The 18,497-nt window shown below is 70.4% G+C and carries 19 protein-coding genes and 1 tRNA gene; 6 read left to right on the top strand and 14 right to left on the bottom strand.

Annotated elements, in window-relative coordinates; genetic code table 11:
* Window positions 1-203: 203 nt before the first annotated feature.
* Complete coding sequence (locus ACWD10_RS00100; RefSeq protein ID WP_451085259.1) at window positions 204-425, top strand: hypothetical protein; 222 nt, start codon at window positions 204-206, stop codon at window positions 423-425.
* 274 nt (window positions 426-699) lie between these two features.
* Here the strand turns inward: ACWD10_RS00100 and ACWD10_RS00095 are convergent.
* A tRNA-Tyr gene (locus ACWD10_RS00095) sits at window positions 700-781 on the bottom strand.
* A gap of 189 nt (window positions 782-970) precedes the next feature.
* Between ACWD10_RS00095 and ACWD10_RS00090 the strand changes: the two genes are divergently transcribed.
* Window positions 971-1,459, top strand: coding sequence for a YajQ family cyclic di-GMP-binding protein (locus ACWD10_RS00090; protein ID WP_451085257.1), 489 nt, complete (start codon window positions 971-973; stop codon window positions 1,457-1,459).
* Window positions 1,460-1,583: 124 nt separating this feature from the next.
* On the opposite strand, the gene ACWD10_RS00085 is transcribed toward ACWD10_RS00090, so the two are convergent.
* The 13 genes from ACWD10_RS00085 to ACWD10_RS00025 all read right to left on the bottom strand — a co-directional run bounded on the left by ACWD10_RS00085 (window position 1,584) and on the right by ACWD10_RS00025 (window position 13,847).
* Window positions 1,584-1,853 carry a GlsB/YeaQ/YmgE family stress response membrane protein gene (locus ACWD10_RS00085; protein WP_451085255.1) on the bottom strand — a complete coding sequence of 90 codons (270 nt, stop codon included), beginning with the start codon at window positions 1,851-1,853 and terminating at the stop codon, window positions 1,584-1,586.
* Window positions 1,854-2,027: 174 nt separating this feature from the next.
* A complete protein-coding gene (locus ACWD10_RS00080; protein WP_451085253.1) occupies window positions 2,028-2,441 on the bottom strand; it encodes a YccF domain-containing protein in 414 nt (137 codons plus the stop codon).
* Window positions 2,438-3,298: a zinc metalloprotease HtpX gene (gene htpX, locus ACWD10_RS00075; RefSeq protein ID WP_451085251.1), complete on the bottom strand. Its 861-nt coding sequence runs from the start codon at window positions 3,296-3,298 to the stop codon at window positions 2,438-2,440. Before htpX ends, ACWD10_RS00080 begins: the two co-directional genes overlap by 4 nt.
* Window positions 3,299-3,508: 210 nt before the next feature.
* Complete coding sequence (locus ACWD10_RS00070; RefSeq protein ID WP_451085249.1) at window positions 3,509-5,035, bottom strand: NADH-quinone oxidoreductase subunit N; 1,527 nt, start codon at window positions 5,033-5,035, stop codon at window positions 3,509-3,511.
* Window positions 5,032-6,606 (bottom strand): complex I subunit 4 family protein, encoded by a 1,575-nt coding sequence (locus ACWD10_RS00065; RefSeq protein WP_451085247.1) that lies wholly within the window; start codon window positions 6,604-6,606, stop codon window positions 5,032-5,034. The genes ACWD10_RS00070 and ACWD10_RS00065 overlap by 4 nt, the downstream gene beginning before the upstream one ends.
* 3 nt (window positions 6,607-6,609) lie before the next feature.
* Window positions 6,610-8,616 (bottom strand): NADH-quinone oxidoreductase subunit 5 family protein, encoded by a 2,007-nt coding sequence (locus ACWD10_RS00060; RefSeq protein ID WP_451085245.1) that lies wholly within the window; start codon window positions 8,614-8,616, stop codon window positions 6,610-6,612.
* Window positions 8,613-9,020 (bottom strand): NADH-quinone oxidoreductase subunit NuoK, encoded by a 408-nt coding sequence (gene nuoK, locus ACWD10_RS00055; protein WP_451085243.1) that lies wholly within the window; start codon window positions 9,018-9,020, stop codon window positions 8,613-8,615. Before nuoK ends, ACWD10_RS00060 begins: the two co-directional genes overlap by 4 nt.
* Window positions 9,020-9,622 (bottom strand): NADH-quinone oxidoreductase subunit J family protein, encoded by a 603-nt coding sequence (locus tag ACWD10_RS00050; RefSeq protein WP_451085241.1) that lies wholly within the window; start codon window positions 9,620-9,622, stop codon window positions 9,020-9,022. The genes nuoK and ACWD10_RS00050 overlap by 1 nt, the downstream gene beginning before the upstream one ends.
* Window positions 9,619-10,320 carry a NuoI/complex I 23 kDa subunit family protein gene (locus ACWD10_RS00045; protein WP_451085240.1) on the bottom strand — a complete coding sequence of 234 codons (702 nt, stop codon included), beginning with the start codon at window positions 10,318-10,320 and terminating at the stop codon, window positions 9,619-9,621. The genes ACWD10_RS00050 and ACWD10_RS00045 overlap by 4 nt, the downstream gene beginning before the upstream one ends.
* The gene (locus ACWD10_RS00040) at window positions 10,320-11,288 is read right to left on the bottom strand and encodes a complex I subunit 1/NuoH family protein (RefSeq protein ID WP_451085239.1); all 969 of its coding nucleotides are present in this window, start codon (window positions 11,286-11,288) and stop codon (window positions 10,320-10,322) included. The genes ACWD10_RS00045 and ACWD10_RS00040 overlap by 1 nt, the downstream gene beginning before the upstream one ends.
* Window positions 11,285-12,718 carry an NADH-quinone oxidoreductase subunit C gene (locus ACWD10_RS00035; RefSeq protein ID WP_451085237.1) on the bottom strand — a complete coding sequence of 478 codons (1,434 nt, stop codon included), beginning with the start codon at window positions 12,716-12,718 and terminating at the stop codon, window positions 11,285-11,287. Before ACWD10_RS00035 ends, ACWD10_RS00040 begins: the two co-directional genes overlap by 4 nt.
* The gene (locus tag ACWD10_RS00030; RefSeq protein ID WP_451085235.1) at window positions 12,715-13,464 is read right to left on the bottom strand and encodes an NADH-quinone oxidoreductase subunit B; all 750 of its coding nucleotides are present in this window, start codon (window positions 13,462-13,464) and stop codon (window positions 12,715-12,717) included. The genes ACWD10_RS00035 and ACWD10_RS00030 overlap by 4 nt, the downstream gene beginning before the upstream one ends.
* Window positions 13,455-13,847, bottom strand: a complete 393-nt coding sequence (locus ACWD10_RS00025; RefSeq protein WP_451085233.1) for an NADH-quinone oxidoreductase subunit A — start codon at window positions 13,845-13,847, stop codon at window positions 13,455-13,457. Before ACWD10_RS00025 ends, ACWD10_RS00030 begins: the two co-directional genes overlap by 10 nt.
* 283 nt (window positions 13,848-14,130) lie before the next feature.
* Between ACWD10_RS00025 and ACWD10_RS00020 the strand changes: the two genes are divergently transcribed.
* The 4 genes from ACWD10_RS00020 to ACWD10_RS00005 form a co-directional block, all read left to right on the top strand.
* The gene (locus tag ACWD10_RS00020) at window positions 14,131-15,357 is read left to right on the top strand and encodes a sensor histidine kinase (protein ID WP_451085231.1); all 1,227 of its coding nucleotides are present in this window, start codon (window positions 14,131-14,133) and stop codon (window positions 15,355-15,357) included.
* Window positions 15,358-15,488: 131 nt separating this feature from the next.
* Window positions 15,489-16,868, top strand: coding sequence for a sensor histidine kinase (locus ACWD10_RS00015; protein WP_451085229.1), 1,380 nt, complete (start codon window positions 15,489-15,491; stop codon window positions 16,866-16,868).
* 197 nt (window positions 16,869-17,065) lie between these two features.
* Window positions 17,066-17,725 (top strand): response regulator transcription factor, encoded by a 660-nt coding sequence (locus tag ACWD10_RS00010; protein ID WP_451085857.1) that lies wholly within the window; start codon window positions 17,066-17,068, stop codon window positions 17,723-17,725.
* Between the two features lie 299 nt (window positions 17,726-18,024).
* Window positions 18,025-18,497: 2-oxoacid:acceptor oxidoreductase family protein (locus ACWD10_RS00005; protein WP_451085227.1), on the top strand; the 473-nt coding region annotated here is incomplete at its 3' end.

Raw genomic sequence — 18,497 nt, 5'->3', positions numbered from 1 at the left:
TTGAATAGGTAGGTCTTGACTGATCTCGGCAGGGAGGGCCGTAGCCCTGTACCAGCCCGCGCAGCGGGGCTTTCAGCGAACCCCAGCAAGACTCGAGAAGACTTGGACTTTGCGGTGAGCGGTATAGCTGGCCCGCTGGAGGGGCCGGTCCGCGCCCGCGTCTCGACGTGACCAGAAAATCGAACACATGCTCTACTGGCGCCATGGAGCCCACCGACCTCCCCCGCGACCTGGTGCAGGCCCAGCACGACTGGAACCGCACCTACGAAGCACTCGCCGTCACACCGCCCACCCAGGGCACGACAACGCTGCGCCGCCGCCTGCTGCGGCTGTCCAACCAGATCGCGCGCCATCACGCCAAGACCTCCGCACCCGCCGGCGAACTACGGCGTCAGGCCCGCGAGTCCGGCAACGGGAGTACGTGATGGAGGGCGTCGTCCACAACGGGCACCGACACCGCGGCTGGAAGCCGCATCGACGAAGCTGGGCCCTGGATCTCGACGCGCAGAGCCCTGGCCGCCCGCCGGGCCAGGGGACTGGTCCGCGCCTGGTCCGAAAACGCTGATCGGCGGCGGGATCGAGGCGAAATCGAGTGAGACAAGTCACTCGATTTCGATTCTCTTCGAGAGATCATCTTCGAGCACGAAGAAGCCCCCTCCGTGCTGCGTTTCCGCAGTTCGGAGGGGGCTTTCCCAAGTGTGGCGGCGCCAGGATTCGAACCTGGGAAGGCTGAGCCGGCAGATTTACAGTCTGCTCCCTTTGGCCGCTCGGGCACACCGCCTGGGATGTCGCCGTGGAGTGGCCTTGCGGCTGCTCCCTGGCAACGACGTAAACGATACCTGATGCCTGGGGGTGCTTCGCCACCCGATAGATCGGCGCCCGGCGCGGGCTCGGTGGCTAGGCTTTGCGCGTGCGGTCCGGGGATACCGGCCGTACCCCTTACGCACCCCGATACAAGGAGCCACAGGACATGGCCGACTCCAGTTTCGACATCGTCTCGAAGGTCGAGCGGCAGGAGGTCGACAACGCCCTCAACCAGGCCGCCAAGGAGATCTCGCAGCGCTACGACTTCAAGAACGTGGGCGCCTCGATCTCCTGGTCCGGCGAGAAGATCCTGATGGAGGCGAACTCGGAGGAGCGGGTCAAGGCGATCCTCGACGTCTTCCAGTCCAAGCTGATCAAGCGCGGGATCTCGCTGAAGGCGCTGGACGCGGGCGAGCCGCAGATCTCCGGCAAGGAGTACAAGCTCTTCGCGTCCATCCAGGAGGGCATCTCCCAGGAGAACGCGAAGAAGGTGGCGAAGATCATTCGCGATGAGGGCCCGAAGGGCGTCAAGGCGCAGGTACAGGGTGAGGAGCTGCGGGTCACCTCCAAGAGCCGGGACGACCTGCAGTCCGTGATCGCGCTTCTGAAGGCGCAGGACTTCGACTTCGCGCTGCAGTTCGTGAACTACCGGTGATGGTGCGTGCGTTGAGCGCGTGAGGCGCCGCAACCAGGCGCCACGACTGGGCGCCACAACTGGAGAAGGGAAGGGCGGGCCGTGTGGCCTGCCCTTCCCTTCTCCAGTGGAGAGTGATTAGCGGTCAGCGTGAACGCGAGTGGCCGAAGAGGATGCGGTAGACGATCAGGAGAGCGAGGGCGCCTGCGATCGCGGAGACCCATGTCGCGGCGTCGTAGAAGTCCTTGGCTATGGGGCGGTCCAGGAAGTGCGCGGACGCCCAGCCGCCGATGAAGGCTCCGGCGATGCCGATGAGGGTGGTGCCGATCAGGCCGCCCGGATCGCGGCCGGGCAGCAGGATCTTGGCGATGACTCCGGCGATGAGTCCCAGGATGATCCAGCTGACTATGCCCATGGTGCCGTGACCTGCCCTTCGTGCCTGTTTGCGGTCTTGTCGAGTAAGACGCCGGGCGGGGGCGGGGTGGTTGCGGTGATCGGTTGAGTGCGGCTCACGACACAGCAGGACACCGGACACAGGACACAGGACACAGGACACCGTGGGAGCCAAGAGGCTTCGGCGCGGGCCGTGTTACCAGGATGGGCCGTAGTTTCCGCCCTGGCGGGCCGCCTGGTCCGTGGTGACGATCTCGCGGCCCAGCGGCATCAACGAGACCGGGATCAGCTTGAAGTTGGCGATGCCCAGGGGGATGCCAATGATCGTGACGCACAGGGCGATGCCGGTGACGATGTGCCCGAGGGTGAGCCACCAGCCGGCCAGGACCAGCCACAGGACATTGCCCAGGCACGAGGGGGCGCCCGCGTCCCGGCGCTCCACCGTCGTATAGCCGAAGGGCCACAGCGCGTACACGCCGATGCGGAAGGCCGCGATCCCGAAGGGGATGCCGATCACGGTGATGCAGAGGAGCAGACCCGCCAGCATGTAGCCGAGGAAGAGCCAGAAGCCGCTCAGGACCAGCCAGATGACGTTGAGGATGGTCTTCACCGCTGTCGCCCCGCCATCTGCTCGAGGCGGGCGATGCGTTCCGCCATGGGCGGGTGCGTCGAGAACATTTTGGACATGCCTTCCCCCGGACGGAACGGATTCGCGATCATCATATGGCTGGCCGTCTCGAGCTTCGGTTCGGTCGGCAGCGGGAGTTGCTTGGTGCCCGCGTCGAGCTTGCGCAGAGCGCTGGCCAGGGCGAGCGGATCGCCGGTGAGCTGGGCGCCGGACGCGTCCGCCGCGTACTCACGGGAGCGGCTGATGGCCAGGCGGATCACCGAGGCCGCGATCGGGCCGAGGAGCATGATCAGCAGCATGCCGAAGATGCCCGGGCCCTCTCTGTCGTTGTTGCCGCTCGGGATCAGCCACGCGAAGTTGACCAGGAACATGATCACCGAGGCGAGGGCGCCCGCTACTGAAGAGATCAGGATGTCTCTGTTGTAGACATGGCTGAGCTCGTGGCCGATGACGCCGCGGAGCTCGCGCTCGTCCAGGATGCGGAGGATCCCCTCGGTGCAGCAGACCGCCGCGTTCCGCGGGTTGCGGCCGGTGGCGAAGGCGTTCGGCGCCTCCGTGGGCGAGATGTAGAGGCGGGGCATGGGCTGGCGGGCCTGCGTGGAGAGGTCGCGGACCATGCGGTAGAGCGCGGGGGCCTCGAACTCGCTGACCGGGCGGGCGCGCATGGCTCTGAGGGCCAGCTTGTCGCTGTTCCAGTACGCGTACGCGTTGGTGCCGAGCGCCACGAACAGGGCGATGAGCAGGCCCGTACGCCCGAAGAGACTGCCGATCACGAGGATGAGTGCGGACAGTCCCCCGAGGAGCAACGCGGTCTTCAGGCCGTTGTTGTGGCGGTGCACTGTACGCCCTCCAGGTGGTGCGGTGAGGGGAAGCTGTTCTCGCTGGATTCCCGCTGGATTCCACTTCCAGTGGACCCTCCCCACCTGGTCAACGCCAGGCGGAGGGCCCTGGTTCCCTGGTGCACACACCGGGCGGAGTCGGCCGTACGAAGCCCTGCGACGCCGTACGAGTGCGCGGCAGGCGTTCGTACGGCCGAGTGCCGGGCGGGCTCAGAACAGTGCGGTGGCCGAGAAGCGCAGCACCATCTGCGGGGCCCCGGACAGCGCGATGCCGAGGACGGCCGTGAGGGCGACCGCGGCGGTGAGCGGGACCGGCACGGCTTGCCGCTGGGGTGCGCCCTCGGGGGCGCGGAAGAGCACCGCCGTCCACTTCAGGTAGTAGACGAGGGCGATCACGACGTTGACCGCCATGACGACCGCGAGCCAGCCCAGGCCCGCGTCGACGGCCGCGGAGAAGACCGTGACCTTGGCGAACAGGCCGATGATGCCCGGCGGCAGACCGGCCAGGCAGAGCAGGAAGAAGCCGAGCGCCAGGGCGGCGAGCGGGCGGGCGGCGTACAGGCCGCGGTAGTCGGTGAGGCGGTTGAGCGGCTGCACGCGCGCGACGAGGGCGGCGACCGCGAAGGCGCCGAGGTTCACGGCCGCGTACATGAGGGCGTACGCGATGGTGGCGCCGATGGCCTTCTGGGCGTCCGCCGCGCTGTCGGCGTACCCGGCCGCGGCGATCGGCACCAGGAGGTACCCGGCCTGGCCGACGGACGACCAGGCGAGCAGGCGTACCGCGCTGTACGCGCGCGTGGCGCTCTGCCGCAGGGCGGCGACGTTGCCCACGGTCATGGTGAGGGCGGCGAGCACGGCGAGGACCGGGCCCCAGACGTGGGCGTAGGACGGCATGGCCACGACGGTGACCAGGATGAGGCCGGAGAAGCCGACCGCCTTGCCCACGACGGAGAGGTACGCGGCGACCGGGAGCGGGGCGCCGATGTAGGTGTCGGGCACCCAGAAGTGGAACGGCACGGCGGCCGTCTTGAAGGCGAAGCCGACGAGGGTGAGGGCCACGCCGACCTGCGCCAGGGTGTGCAGCTGCCCGTCGAGGTCGGCCAGCTTCGTGGCCACCTCGGTGAGGTGCAGGGTGCCGGTGGAGGCGTACACGAAGCTGACGCCCATCAGGCTCACGGCGGTCGCGGTGACAGACGAGAGGAAGAACTTCAGGGCCGCCTCGGAGGAGCGCCGGTCGCCGCGCTTGAGGCCGACCAGGGCGAAGGCGGGCAGGGACGCCACCTCCAGGGCGATGATCAGCGTCGCCAGGTCGCGCGATGCGGGCAGCAGGGCGGCACCGGCCGCGGAGGAGAGCAGCAGGAACCAGAACTCCCCTTCGGGGAGTTCCTTGGACTGCCGGGAGTCCTTGAGGGGGCTGACCGACAGGAGTGCGGTGACCAGGGCCGAGGCGAGCACCAGGAACTGGACGACCAGCGTGAAGCGGTCCGCCGTGTAACTGCACACGCCGGGGGCGTCGGTGAGGCAGAAGGTGGAGCGGTCGCCGTCCAGGAGAGGTGCGAGCGACACCGTGGCGGCGACGAGTCCGGCGACCGAGATCCAGGCGAGGAGCGTCTTGTTGGTCTCGCGTACGAACAGGTCGGCGACAAGGACGACCAGGGCGACGACCGCCGCGATGGTGGGCGGCGCGATGGCGAGCCAGTCGACGGACTGGACGAGGCTCGGGATGGCTGAGGTCATGCCTTGCCTCCTGCGAGGAGCTGCTGCACGGCCGGGTCGGTGAGGCCGAGCAGCAGCGCGGGCCAGAGTCCGGCTAGGACGGTGAGGGCGACGAGCGGGGTCCAGGCCGCGTATTCGTAACCGTGGACGTCCGGAAGCTTGGGCTCGCGCTCGGGGGCGGCGCCCATGCAGACGCGGCGGACGACGACGAGCAGGTACGCGGCGGTGAGCAGGGTGCCGAACCCGCCGATCGCCATGAAGGTGAGGAAGGCCGGGCGACTGAGCCCGGGCGCCGGGTCGAACGCGCCGAACAGGGCGAGCATCTCGCCCCAGAATCCGGCGAGTCCGGGCAGGCCGAGGGAGGCGACGGCGGCGAAGGCGAGCAGGGCGCCGAAGCGCGGGGCCCGGCCGTAGAGCGCGGCGCCGGTCTCCTGGGCGAGGGCGTCCAGGTCGGTGGAGCCGGTGCGGTCCTTGAGGGCGCCGACGAGGAAGAAGAGCAGGCCGGTGATGAGGCCGTGGGCGATGTTGGCGAACAGCGCGCCGTTCACGCCGGTCGGGGTCATCGTGGCGATGCCGAGCAGGACGAAGCCCATGTGGCCGACGGAGGAGTACGCGATGAGGCGCTTGAGGTCGCCCTTCGCGCCGCGCTTGGCCAGGGCCAGGCAGGCGAGCGACCCGTAGATGATCCCGACGACGGCGAAGGCGGCGAGGTAGGGCGCGAACTCCCGCATCCCGTCCGGCGCGACGGGCAACAGGATGCGCACGAACCCGTACGTGCCCATCTTCAGCAGGACACCGGCGAGGAGGACCGAGCCGACGGTCGGGGCGGCGGTGTGGGCGTCCGGCAGCCAGCTGTGCAGCGGCCACATCGGGGTCTTCACGGCGAGCCCGATCCCGATCGCCAGAACGGCGATGACCTGCACCGTTGTGGTCAGCCCACGGCCGTTGTCAGTGGCGAGTGCCATCATGTCGAACGTGCCGGACTTCAGGCCTACGAGCAGGAGTCCGAGCAGCATGACGACGGAGCCGAGCAATGTGTAGAGGATGAACTTCCAGGCGGCGGGGCCGCGTTGGTCGCCTCCCCACCGGGCGATCAAGAAGTACATCGGGATGAGCACCATCTCGAACGCCAGGAAGAACAGCATGAGATCGAGGACGGCGAAGGTCGCGAGCGTGCCGGACTCGAGGACGAGCAGCAGGGCCACAAAGGCCTTCGGGGACGGGCCCGTCGGCATCTTGAAGTAGCTGTAGAGCGCGCAGAGGAAGGTCAGGAGCGCGGTCAGGACGAGGAGGGGGAGCGAAATGCCGTCGACACCGAAGTGGAGCCGCACGTCGAGCGCCGGGATCCAGCTGATGTCGGTGGTCGCCTGCATACGCGCGGGCTCATCGTGAGCGAACCCGGCCGCGAGGGCGAGCGCGGCCAGGAACACGGCGCCGGTGACGGTGACGCCGTGGCGGAGCACCGCCTGCTCCGGTGACCTGCCCCTCAACCCGGGCGGGGCCGGGAGCAGCGCCGCGGCCGCGCCGACGAGGGGGGCGGCCACCACGAAGACGAGGAGGAACTGCATGACGGTGTCGTTGATATGGATCACGGCTCAGGCTCCCGCTGCGACGAGGACGGCGGCGACGGCGATCACCACGGAGCCGCCGAGGAGCACGCTCACGTAGGTCTGCACATTGCCGGTCTGGGCGCGGCGGACGACCGCGCCGAGGAGACCGGGTGCGGCACCCGCGCCGCGGACGTAGGTGTCGACGACCGTGCGGTCGAGGAAGCTGACCAGGTCGGCGGCGGCCCGGACGGGGCGGACGAACAGCGCGCTGTAGACGGCGTCCAGGCGGAAGCCGGCGGCCGCGTGCCGGTGCAGCGGGCCGAGCAGCAGGCGGCCCGGGTCCGCCGGGTCCGGCGCGGCGGAGATCGAGCCGTACGCGGCGGTGTGCGTGGCGATGACCTCGGCCTCCGAGACGGCCGGTTCGGCTTCGGGGTGTGCGGCCACCGCGCCGAGCGGGACACGGGCGGCCAGGGCCGAGGTGTGGCGCCAGGCACCGTACGTGACGAGGCCGCCGACGAGCGCGAGACCGGTACCGAGAACGGAGGTGGTGAGGGTCGGGGTGAGCGAGCGGCCGTCGAACCAGCCGGGCAGCACGCCGACGCTGACCCCGAAGGCGAGCGAGGGCACGGCAAGGACCCACAGCACGGCGTTCATGGCGACCGGCTCCTTGCGGTGCTCCGGGGCCTCGCCGTCGATGCCCCGGAAGGCGAGCAGCCAGAGGCGGGTGGCGTACGCGGCGGTGAGCAGGGCGGTGACCAGACCGGAGACGAGGACGATCCAGCCGGCCGAGCCGGGAATCGACTCGGCGTGCCCGGTGGCCGCGTGCTCGGCGGCGCCGAGGACGGCCTCCTTGGAGAAGAAGCCGCTGAACGGCGGGATCGCGGCGAGGGCGAGCAGGGCCACGGTCATCGTCCAGTAGGCGTCCGGCACGCGGTCGCGGAGGTTCCGCATCCGGGCCATCGCGGCCAGGGAGTTGGTGCCCGCGGCGTGGATGATCACGCCCGCGGCGAGGAAGAGCAGCGCCTTGAAGGCGCCGTGAGAAAGGAGGTGGAAGACGGCGGCGCCACGGTCGCCGACGGCGAGGGCGCCGGTCATATAGCCGAGCTGGCCGATCGTCGAGTACGCCAGGACGCGCTTGATGTCGTCCTGCGCGAGCGCGGCGAGCGCGGAACCGGCCATGGTGACGGCGGCCATCACGGCGAGGACGACGAGCGCGGCCGCGGAGGCGGCGAAGACCGGAAGGAGACGGGCGATGAAGTAGACACCGGCGGCGACCATCGTCGCGGCGTGGATCAGCGCGGAGACCGGGGTGGGGCCGGCCATCGCGTCGGGCAGCCAGGTGTGCAGCGGGAACTGCGCGGACTTGCCCGCCACGCCCGCGAGGAGCAGCAGCGCGATCAGCGTCGGGTGGTCGAGGCCGCCGTTCGCGACGGTGGCCAGGACCTCGGTGATGCGGAACGAACCGGTGTCGGCGGCGAGCGCGAACAGACCGATCAGGAAGGGGACATCGCCGAGCTTGGTGACCAGGAAGGCCTTGAGCGAAGCGGCCCGGGCCTCGCGGGTCTCCCAATAGTGGCCGACGAGGAAGTACGAGCAGATGCCCATGACTTCCCAGCCGACGAGCAGCACCATCAGGTCGCCGGAGTAGACGACGAGCAGCATCGCGGAGGTGAACAGCGAGACCAGAGCGGCGTACGAGGGGTAGCGCGGGTCGTCCCGCAGATAGCCCGTCGAGTAGATCTGCACACAGGACGCGACGACGCCGACGAGCACCGCGGCCAGGATGGCGAAGCCGTCGAGGTGCAGGGCGAGTTCGATCGGGACCGAGCCGGTGGGGGTGAGCTCGGTGGCCGCGTCGACCGGCCTGATCCCGGCGCCGGTGCCGCCGCCCTGGCGCAGGGCGATCACCGCGGCGAGCACCGCCGAGGTGAGGGTCGGCAGCACGGCGAGGGGGCGGACGAAGCCGGGGGCCTTGCGCCCCAGGAGCAGCCCGGTGGCGGCGCCCAGGAACGGAAGGAGGGGAACGAGGACGGCGAGGGTCGTGGTGGTCACGCGGTGGCCTCGGCCTTCTGCGCCGGGGTGGTCGCTTCGGGGGTCTCTTCAAGGGCTGCCGCCGCTGCGTCGGACCCGTCGGGCCCGTCGTGTCCATGGGTCTCCGCGGTGTCGCGGAGGCGGTCGATGTCGGCGGTGCCGCGGTTGCGGTACACCATCAGCACGATGGACAGGCCGATGCCGATCTCGGCGGCGGCGACGGCGATGGTGAAGAGCGTGAGTGCCTGACCTGCGTGGAGGGCGTCGCGGAGCCAGACGTCGAAGGCGACCAGGTTGAGGTTGACGGCGTTGAGCATCAGCTCGACGGACAGCAGGACCAGGATCGCGTTGCGGCGGGCGAGGACTCCGTAGAGGCCGGTGCAGAAGAGCAGGGCGGCGAGCACGGCGGGATAGGCGAGGTGCATCAGCGCTGCTCCTTTTCTCCGGCGGTCGTGGTTTCCGCTTCTCCGGCCGCCGTGGTTTCCGCCGCGGCCGCCTTGCGGGAGAGGACGATCGCGCCGACGAGGGCGGCGAGCAGGAGCACGGAGAGCGCCTCGAAGGGCAGGACCCAGTACCGGAAGAGGATCTGGCCGGTGACCGAGGTGGTGCCCTGAGGGGTCTCGAGGTCGATCCACGTGGTGCGGAACGCGTCCACGACCACCCACACCAGGGCGACGGCCGCGGCCACCGCGACGGTGAGCGCGACCCAGCGGTTGCCGGAGTCGGCGTCCGGGGAGCGGCCGATGGGGGCCCTGGTGAGCATCAGCCCGAAGAGAAGGAGGACGACGACCGAACCGACATAGATGAGGACCTGCACCCAGGCCACGAACTCGGCCGTGAGCAGCAGGTATTCGACGGCCAGGCCGCCGAGCGCGACGACCAGCCAGAGGGCGGCGTGCACCAGCTGCTTGGACGTGACGGTGACTATGGCTGCGCCCAGGGTGACGAGGCCGACGAGGACGAAGGCGATCTCCACGCCGGTGGGCGAGAGAAAGCCGTGCGGCGCGGCGGCTGCGGTGAGGGTCACTCTTGGCCCTCCTGCTTGTGGTCGGGCTGGCCGGGCTGGCCGGGCTGGCCGGGCTGGTCAGCTTGCCGGGCCTGGGCTGCCGGGTCCGTTTGTCCGGTCCGCTCGGCCTGGGCTTCCTGTGCGGCCTGTTCGGCCTGTTCGGCCTGGGCCTGCTCGGCGGCGAGCTTTTCGGCGGCCTTGCGGGCGGCGGCGAGTTCCTTGGGTTCCTCGGCGGCGGGGTCCAGGGCGGGCGGGGCCGGGACGGTCCACATCCACTCGCGGAGCTTGTCGCGCTCGTGGGTGAGTTCGTGGATGTCGGTCTCGGCGTACTCGAACTCCGGGGACCAGAAGAGCGCGTCGAAGGGGCAGACCTCGATGCAGATACCGCAGTACATGCAGAGGGAGAAGTCGATGGCGAAGCGGTCGAGCACATTGCGGCTGCGCTCGCGCCCGCCGGGCGTGGCGGCCGGGACCGTCTCCTTGTGGGAGTCGATATAGATGCACCAGTCCGGGCACTCGCGGGCGCACAGCATGCACACCGTGCAGTTCTCCTCGAACAGGCCGATGACGCCGCGGGTACGGGGCGGCAGTTCGGGCTGGACGTCCGGGTACTGCGCGGTGACGGACTTCTTCGTCAGCGTGCGGAGGGTGACGGCCAGGCCCTTGGCCAGGCCGCTGCCAGGGATGCCGGGCCGGGAGGGCGGAAGCGAAGACGTCACTACTGGATCACCACCTTGACGACGCCGGTGAGGGCGATCTGGGCGAGGGCGAGCGGGACGAGCGTCGTCCAGGCGAGCTTCTGCAACTGGTCCTCGCGGAGCCGGGGGTAGCTGACGCGCAGCCAGATGATGATGAAGGCGAGGACCGCGGTCTTGAGCAGGGTCCACACCCAGCCGAGCCCGTCGGCGCCCCACGGGCCGTGCCAGCCGCCGAGGAAGAGGACGGTGGTCAGGCCGCACAGGACGACGATGCCCGCGTACTCGGCGAGGAGGAACAGCGCGAAACGGAGGCCCGTGTACTCGGTGTACGCACCGAAGATGATCTCGGAGTCGGCGACCGGCATGTCGAAGGGGGGCCGCTGCAGTTCGGCCAGGCCCGCGATGAAGAAGACGAGCGCGCCGACGATCTGCCAGGGCAGCCACCACCACTCGAAGGCGTCGAGGATGCCGGGCAGGGAGACCGTTCCCGCGGCCATGGCCACGGAGGCGGCGGCGAGCAGCATCGGGAGTTCGTACGCGAGCAGTTGGGCGGCGGTGCGCAGGCCGCCCAGGAGGGAGAACTTGTTGGCGCTTGCCCACCCCGCCATGAGTGAGCCGAGGACGCCCACACCCATGACGGCGAGTACGAAGAAGATGCCCGCGTCGACGAGCACGCCGACGGCACCTTCGCCCGGGCCGATCGGGATCGCGACCAGGACGAGCAGGTACGGGATGAGGGCCACGGCCGGGGCGAGCTGGAAGATACGGCGGTCCGCGCCCGCGGGGACGACGTCTTCCTTCTGGGCGAACTTGACGCCGTCGGCGACGAGCTGGGCCCAGCCGTGGAAACCGCCCGCGTACATAGGGCCGAGGCGGCCCTGCATATGGGCCATCACCTTGTGCTCGGTCTGACCGATGATCAAGGGCAGGGTGAGGAAGACGACGAAGACGACGAGCAGTCGCAGGGCGACGTCAAGGGCGTCGTTCATGCGGGGTCGCCTCCGGCGGGGGTGTCGGGGGTGGCGGGGGGCTCGGGGGCTTCGGAAGTCTCGGGAGCCTCGGCGGTAGCAGGGGGCGCCGTGCCTTCGGTGGCTTCCGGCTGCTGCTCCGTCGGTTCCGGGCGCTTCGCCGGGGCGGCTTGCTCTGCTTGCTCTGCCGGTGCGGCCTGCTCCGCTGGTGCGGCCTGCTCTGTCGGTGCAGCCTGTTCGGCCGGTGCAGCGTCTTGGGCCGGTGCGGCTTGTTCCGCCTGTTCCGTGCTCTTCGACTGCTCAGCCGCTTGATCCGTCGACTCGGCGAAGGCCGGGCGCGGGTTGTGCCAAGGGGCGTCCGTGCTCCGGGGCGAGGTGGGCCTGGCCGGAGGCGTGGGCTCGGACTCCGGCTCGGGGGCGGAGCGTTCGGCTGCCCGTTCCTCGGCGGCGGCCGGAGGTGCCGTTTCCGGGCGCTGCGAGGCGGAGCCCTGGCTTGCGCTGCGGGTACGGCGGGCGGCGGGGCGTTCCGGCTTGTCGGCCTGACCCGACTTGTCGGCCGAGGCGTCGCCGGAGGGCGCAGTCGGCTCAGTCGCCTCAGTCGGCGCAGAGGGCTCAGTCGGCTCAGACGGCGTCGCCTGGCTCGCCGAGCCGTCGGCGGACGAGCGGGTGCGGCGCGCAGGCGTGGCCGGGCCCGCCTGGCCGGCCGAGCCGTCCGCGGCGGTGCGGGTGCGGCGCGGGGTGGTCGGGCCTTCAGTGGTGGGGGCCTCCGGCTGGCTCACCGAGCCCTCGCCCGCCGTGCGGGTGCGGCGGGCCGGGCGGTCGCCGGCGGCTCCGGCCGCACGCGCGCCGCGCGCCGGGCGGGCCGGGGCGGGCGGGAGTTGGCCCTTCAGGGGGCCCCACTCGTTGGGGTCGGGGACGCCGGGGGGCAGCATCTGGCGGCGCTTGGGTCCGCCGTGCGCCGCACCCGCCGCAGACTCCCCCGGCTCCTTCGCGCCCGGCCAGGCCTTCGCGACCCGGGCCGCGAGGACGAAGTCCTTGCGCAGCGGGTGGCCTTCGAAGCTCTCGGGCAGGAGCAGCGGGTCGAGCCCCGGGTGGTCGGTGAAGTCGACGCCGAACATTTCGTGGGTCTCGCGCTCGTGCCAGGCGGCACCGGCGTACACCCCGACCGCCGAGGGCAGCGTGGGTGCCTCGTGCGGCACCGTCGTACGGACGAGCAGGCGGCGTACCGGGTCGAGCGCCACCACATGGGCGGAGACGCGGAAGCCGGTGCCGGGCTCGTCGACGGCGCTCAGCCAGTCGAAATAGGTGCAGCCGAGGTCGTCGCGCGCGGTTGTCAGGGCCGCGAGCCAACTCGTCGGGGGTACGTCGACGGTGAGGAGGTCGTACGACTCCTCGGCCGTCGCCTCCGGGCCGAAGAGCTCGGTCACCTCACCGGGCAGCCAGCCGGTCACCGCTCACCCTCCTCTCCCGAACCGTCCTTCGCCGAGTCACTCTTAGCCGAGTCACCCTTGCCTGTACCGGACCCCTCCGTTCCGGCCCCCTCCGTACCGGACTCTCCCGTACCGGCCGCCGTCACGGCCGCAGCCGCAGCCGCAGGAGGCGCAACGAGCCCGCTCTGCAGTGCCGCGACCGAAGGCCGACCGGAGCCCGAGTACCGCTCCTCGAGCGACTCCCGCGCGATCTTCTCCTGGAGCTTGAGGACGCCCTGGAGCAGTGCCTCGGGGCGGGGCGGGCAGCCGGGGACGTACACGTCGACCGGGATGATCTGGTCGACGCCCTTGGTGACGGAGTACGAGTCCCAGTAGGGGCCGCCGCAGTTGCTGCACGCGCCGAAGGAGATGACGTACTTGGGCTCGGGCATCTGCTCGTACAGGCGCTTCACGGCCGGGGCCATCTTGTCCGTGACCGTGCCGGAGACCACCATCAGGTCGGCCTGGCGCGGGCCGGGCGCGAAGGGGATGACGCCGAGCCGGATGAAGTCGTGGCGGGCCATGGACGCGGCGATGAACTCGATGGCGCAGCAGGCGAGTCCGAAGTTGAAGACCCACAGGCTGTATCGGCGGCCCCAGTTGAGGACCACCTTCATGGGTTCGGGGGCGAGCCGGGCCAGCGGGCCGAGCCGCGAGCCGTTGCCCTTGCCCTTCCCGTTGGCGTCGCCGGTCCCGCTGCCGGGCCTGGGTTCGATCGTCACGTCCATGCGAGGACGCCCTTCTTGTATGCGTACAGCAGTCCCACGGCCAGGAAGCCGAGGAAGATGAACATCTCGACGAGGGTCGTCGCGCCGTATCCGGGAGCGGCGAAGATCGTCGCCCAGGGGAACAGGAAGATCGAGTCCACGGCGAAGATCACGTACAGGAAGGCGTACACGTAGTAGCGGACCTGGGTGTGCGCCCAGCCCTCGCCGACCGGGTCGACGCCGCACTCGTACGTCAGGAGCTTCTCCTGCGTCGGCACCACGGGGCGGAGCAGTCGGCCCGCGCCGAAGGCGATGGCGACGAAGAGCACGCCGATGACGCCGAGCAGCCCGACTACCGAGTAGCTCTGAAAGTAGTCCGCTCCGAGAACGGTCGGTTCCGGCACGTCGGCCCCTCGCTCCCTGATCTCGCCGCGCTGCTTCCCGCGCCGCGCCGCTTCGGCTCTGTTCGCCCTGTTCGACGATCTGTACGCACGGGAGTCTAGGCCCTGCTAAAGAACTGGTAAGCGGCCGTCCTAAAGAATGGATAAGCCGCCCGTCGCACAGCCCTTCGCACGGCCCTGCGCACGGCCCTGCGCACGGCCCGTCGCAGCAGGTGGGGTTTTCCCTACTTCTTCCTGGCGGCTGCCCTCATGGCGCCGGGCGGCGCGAACCGGCACGCTGTGCGCCATGACCGCACCACCCGCCCCCGGAGGGGACTCCGAAAACCCCGCCGAGGACCCCGTCACTCCTTCTAGGGCGAGCTTCGCGCTGTCCCGTTGTACCTGGAAGGAGATCGTGTATCTCCTTCTCGATCTTCCCTTCGCGCTCTTCGGGTTCTTGTACGTCGTCTCCGTTCCGCTCCTGGGCGTGGTGCTCTCCGTGACGGTGATCGGCGTTCCGCTGCTCGCGGCGGGGCTCGCGGGTGCGCGGCTGCTCGGGCGGGCGGAGCGGGCGCGGGCCCGGGCGCTGCTCGGGGTGCGGGTGGAGGAGCCGAGTCCGTTTCCGTACCGGCGGCCGCGGAACGCTCGTCGGAACGCTCATGACGGGCTGGTCGCGCGGCTGTGGTCCCGCGTGAAGGACCCGGTCGGCTGGCGGACCGTGCTGTACGCGTTCGTGCGGCTGCCGTGGGGGGTGTTCGCGTTCACGGTAACTCTGGTCTCGCTGTTCGTGCTGTGGCCGGTGCTTCCGTTCATCAGCCGGGGCCTGAGCAATGTCGACCGGGTGCTCGTGCGCGGGCTGCTCTCCCCCTCGGACGAGCTGGAGCGGCGGATCGCCGAACTGGAGGCGGACCGGGGCGTCGTGGTGGACACCGCGGCCGCCGATCTGCGCCGGATCGAGCGCGATCTGCACGACGGCGCCCAAGCCCGCCTGGTCAACCTCGCCATGGGGCTCGGCCTCGCCAAGGAGAAGCTGACCGAGGGCCGGGCCGACGACGCGGTGGCGGCGATGGTGGACGAGGCGCACGGCGAGGTGAAGCTCGCCCTCCAGGAGCTGCGCGACCTGGCCCGCGGCATCCACCCGGCGGTCCTCACCGACCGCGGCCTGGACGCCGCCCTCTCCTCCCTTGCCTCCCGTTGCACGGTGCCGGTGACGGTCACGGTCGACCTGCCCGCACGGCCCGCACCGGCCATCGAGGGCATCGCGTACTTCACCGTCTCGGAGCTGCTCCAGAACGTCAGCAAGCACAGCGGGGCGCGGGCCGCGACCGTACACGTCCGCCGTACGGACGACCGGCTCCTCATCCAGGTCGACGACGACGGCCACGGCGGGGCCTCGCCCGACGGCGGCACGGGCCTGGCCGGACTCGCGGAGCGCCTCGACGCGGTCGACGGTCTCTTCGCCGTGACGTCGCCGGTGGGCGGCCCCACGACGGTGACGGCGGAACTGCCGTGGCGGGGGCGGGAGCAGCCGTAACCGGCTGTCGAGGGGGGTGGGGAAAACCCCCGCCCCAAGACGGAGACGTACCGCATGGTCCCGGCCGCCCGCTCCGAGGAGCCTTGACGTAGTCGAGGTAACCAACGAGGACCAAGGAACGGACCACGCCGATGGCCACGGAGTACGGACATCAGACCCTGCCGGAGTTCCGGGGCGGTGACGCCCAGGGCAGCCCAAGGCCACGTCGGCATCTGCTGCCCCCCGCGTTGCGCGCCCCGGTCGAGGCGCGCACTTGGGGCGAGTTCGGCTACGTACTCCTGAGCCTGCCGGTGAGCATCCTGATGTTCGCGTACGCCGTCACGATGATCTCGCTCGGCGCCGGACTGCTCGTCACCTTCATCGGCCTCCCGGTGCTCGCCGCGGCCCTGCTCGGCTGCCGCGGCTTCGGCGCGATGGAGCGGGCCCGGGCCCGGGCGCTGCTCCGTCTCGACGTCGGCGAGCCGCGGCCGGTGCGGGCGCGCAAGCGCGGCGCGGTGGCGTGGACGGTCGCGGTGCTCAAGAGCGGTACGTCCTGGCGGAGCCTGCTGTACGCGGTGCTGCGCTTTCCGTGGGCGGTGTTCGCGTTCGTGGTGGCGGTGACGTTCTGGACGCTCGGCTGGTCGCTGCTCAGCTATCCGCTGTGGCAGTGGGTCTTTCCGATGTACGCGGGTGTGGACGGGCTCCAGGTGTACGGGAGCGAGGACGGCCGCACCATGTTCTACCTGGACTCCCCCTTCGAGATCGGCGTGACGGCGTGCGTCGGGCTGCTGATCACGCTGGCGACGCCGTGGCTGATCCGCGGCCTGACCACCGTGGACCGGCTCCTGGTGGCCGGGCTGCTCGGGCCTTCGCGGCTCGACGCCCGCGTGGTCGAGCTGGAGTCCGACCGGGGCGTGGTGGCGGACACGGCCGCCGACGACCTGCGCCGGATCGAGCGTGATCTGCACGATGTGGCCGAGGCCCGCCTGGTGGACCTCGCCATGGACCTGGGCCTGGCCAAGGAGAGGCTGCGGGACGACCCGCAGGCCGCGGCCCGGATGGTGGACGAGGCGCACGGCGAGGCGAAGACGGCGCTCAAGGAGCTGCGCGACCTGGCCCGCGGCATCCACCCGGCCGTCCTCACCGACCGCGGTCTGGACGCCGCCCTCTCCTCTCTCGCCTCCCGTCGCACGGTGCCGGTGCGGGTCGAGGTGCACCTGCCCGACCTGCCCGATCTACCCACGCGGCCGGCGCCCGCCATCGAGGGCCTCGCGTACTTCACGGTCTCGGAGCTCCTTGAGAACGTCGACGCGCACGCGCGCGCCCGGAGCGCGACCGTGCGCGTATGGCGGGCCGAGGATCGGCTGATGCTGCGGGTCATGGACGACGGGGTGGGCGGGGCCCAGGCCGCACCCGGTTCTGGGCTCGCGGGGCTCGCCGCACGGCTCGACGCGGTCGACGGGAGCCTGGTGGTGGAGTCCCCGGATGGAGGCCCGACGCGGATCACGGCCGCGCTGCCCTGGCGGGGGTGAGCCGCGCTGACCTGGCGGGAGTGAGAGGCCCCCCGCCCCCGCACCCCGCTCCCTCGTTTTCCACAGCCCCCACCCTCAGGTTTTCCACAGCCCCGCCCCCTCGGGCCCGAATGCTGAGATGCTGGATCGTGCATGGGGCACGGGCGGCGCAGGGCAGCCGCGGCCCCCAGGGGGATGGACGGAACGTGGAGGACACCGTGCGGGTGGTCATCGCCGAGGATTCTGTGCTGCTCAGGGAGGGCCTGACCCGCCTGCTCACCGACCGCGGACACGAGGTCGTCGCCGGAATAGGGGACGCCGAGGCGCTGCTCAAGACCGTCGGCGAACTGGCCGACCAGGAGGCCTTGCCCGACGTGGTCGTGGCCGACGTACGCATGCCGCCGACGCACACCGATGAAGGGGTCAGGGCGGCGGTGCAGCTGCGCCGGGCGCATCCAGGGCTCGGGGTGCTTGTGCTTTCGCAGTACGTCGAGGAGCGGTACGCCACCGAGCTGCTTGCCGGGTCCAGCCGCGGTGTCGGGTATCTGCTGAAGGACCGGGTGGCCGAGGTCCGCGAGTTCGTGGACGCGGTGGTACGGGTAGCCCAGGGCGGCACCGCACTCGACCCCGAGGTGGTGGCGCAGCTGCTCGGCCGCAGCCGTCAGCAGGACGCGCTCGCCGGGCTCACCCCGCGCGAGCGCGAGGTCCTAGGCCTGATGGCCGAGGGCCGGACGAACTCCGCGATAGCCAAACAGCTGGTGGTCAGCGACGGCGCGGTGGAGAAGCACGTCAGCAACATCTTCCTGAAACTGGGGCTCTCCCCGAGTGACGGAGATCACCGTCGCGTCCTGGCGGTCCTGACGTACCTGAATTCGTAAAGAGACTCCGAAGCGACTCCGAAACTACTTGAGAGAGTCCAACGCGCTGACACTCAGTCAGGCATCTAGTGTCGGCCTAGTCCTAGAACCAGAGAATGAGCGGGGAGCGTCTTCACATCTGAACGAGGGGGCGATGAGAAGGATGTTAAACGGGGCAAATCGGGGCGACAGACCGTCTCAAACACCCGTCCAGCATGTGAGCGCCCCAGGGAAGGCGACCCTTACCGACGTAGGGTGGCTTTGGGAGGTCCGGTGGGCCGGATACTCCCGTGCCGCAGCCTCGAGGGAGGTCCAGTTCAGTGACCAGCCAGGTCAGTAGCCCGGCCGAGCAGACCGAATCCGCAGTCGTGGGTGAGCAACGCGGGCCGTCGGAGAAAGAGGTCCGCCGCCTTGACCGGGTGATCATCCGCTTCGCGGGTGACTCCGGCGACGGCATGCAGCTCACGGGTGACCGGTTCACCTCGGAGACGGCGACATTCGGCAATGACCTCTCGACGCTGCCGAACTTTCCGGCCGAGATCCGCGCCCCCGCCGGCACCCTGCCCGGTGTCTCCAGCTTCCAGCTGCACTTCGCCGACCACGACATCCTCACGCCGGGCGACGCTCCGAACGTCCTGGTGGCGATGAACCCGGCCGCGCTGAAGGCGAACATCGCCGATGTGCCGCGCGGCGCCGAGATCATCGTGAACACGGACGAGTTCACCAAGCGGGCGATGCAGAAGGTCGGATACGAGAACTCGCCCCTGGAGGACGGCTCCCTGGACGGGTACAG

This window comes from Streptomyces sp. NPDC002851, assembly GCF_053591935.1.
This window is presented reverse-complemented; position numbering and strand designations above follow the sequence as displayed.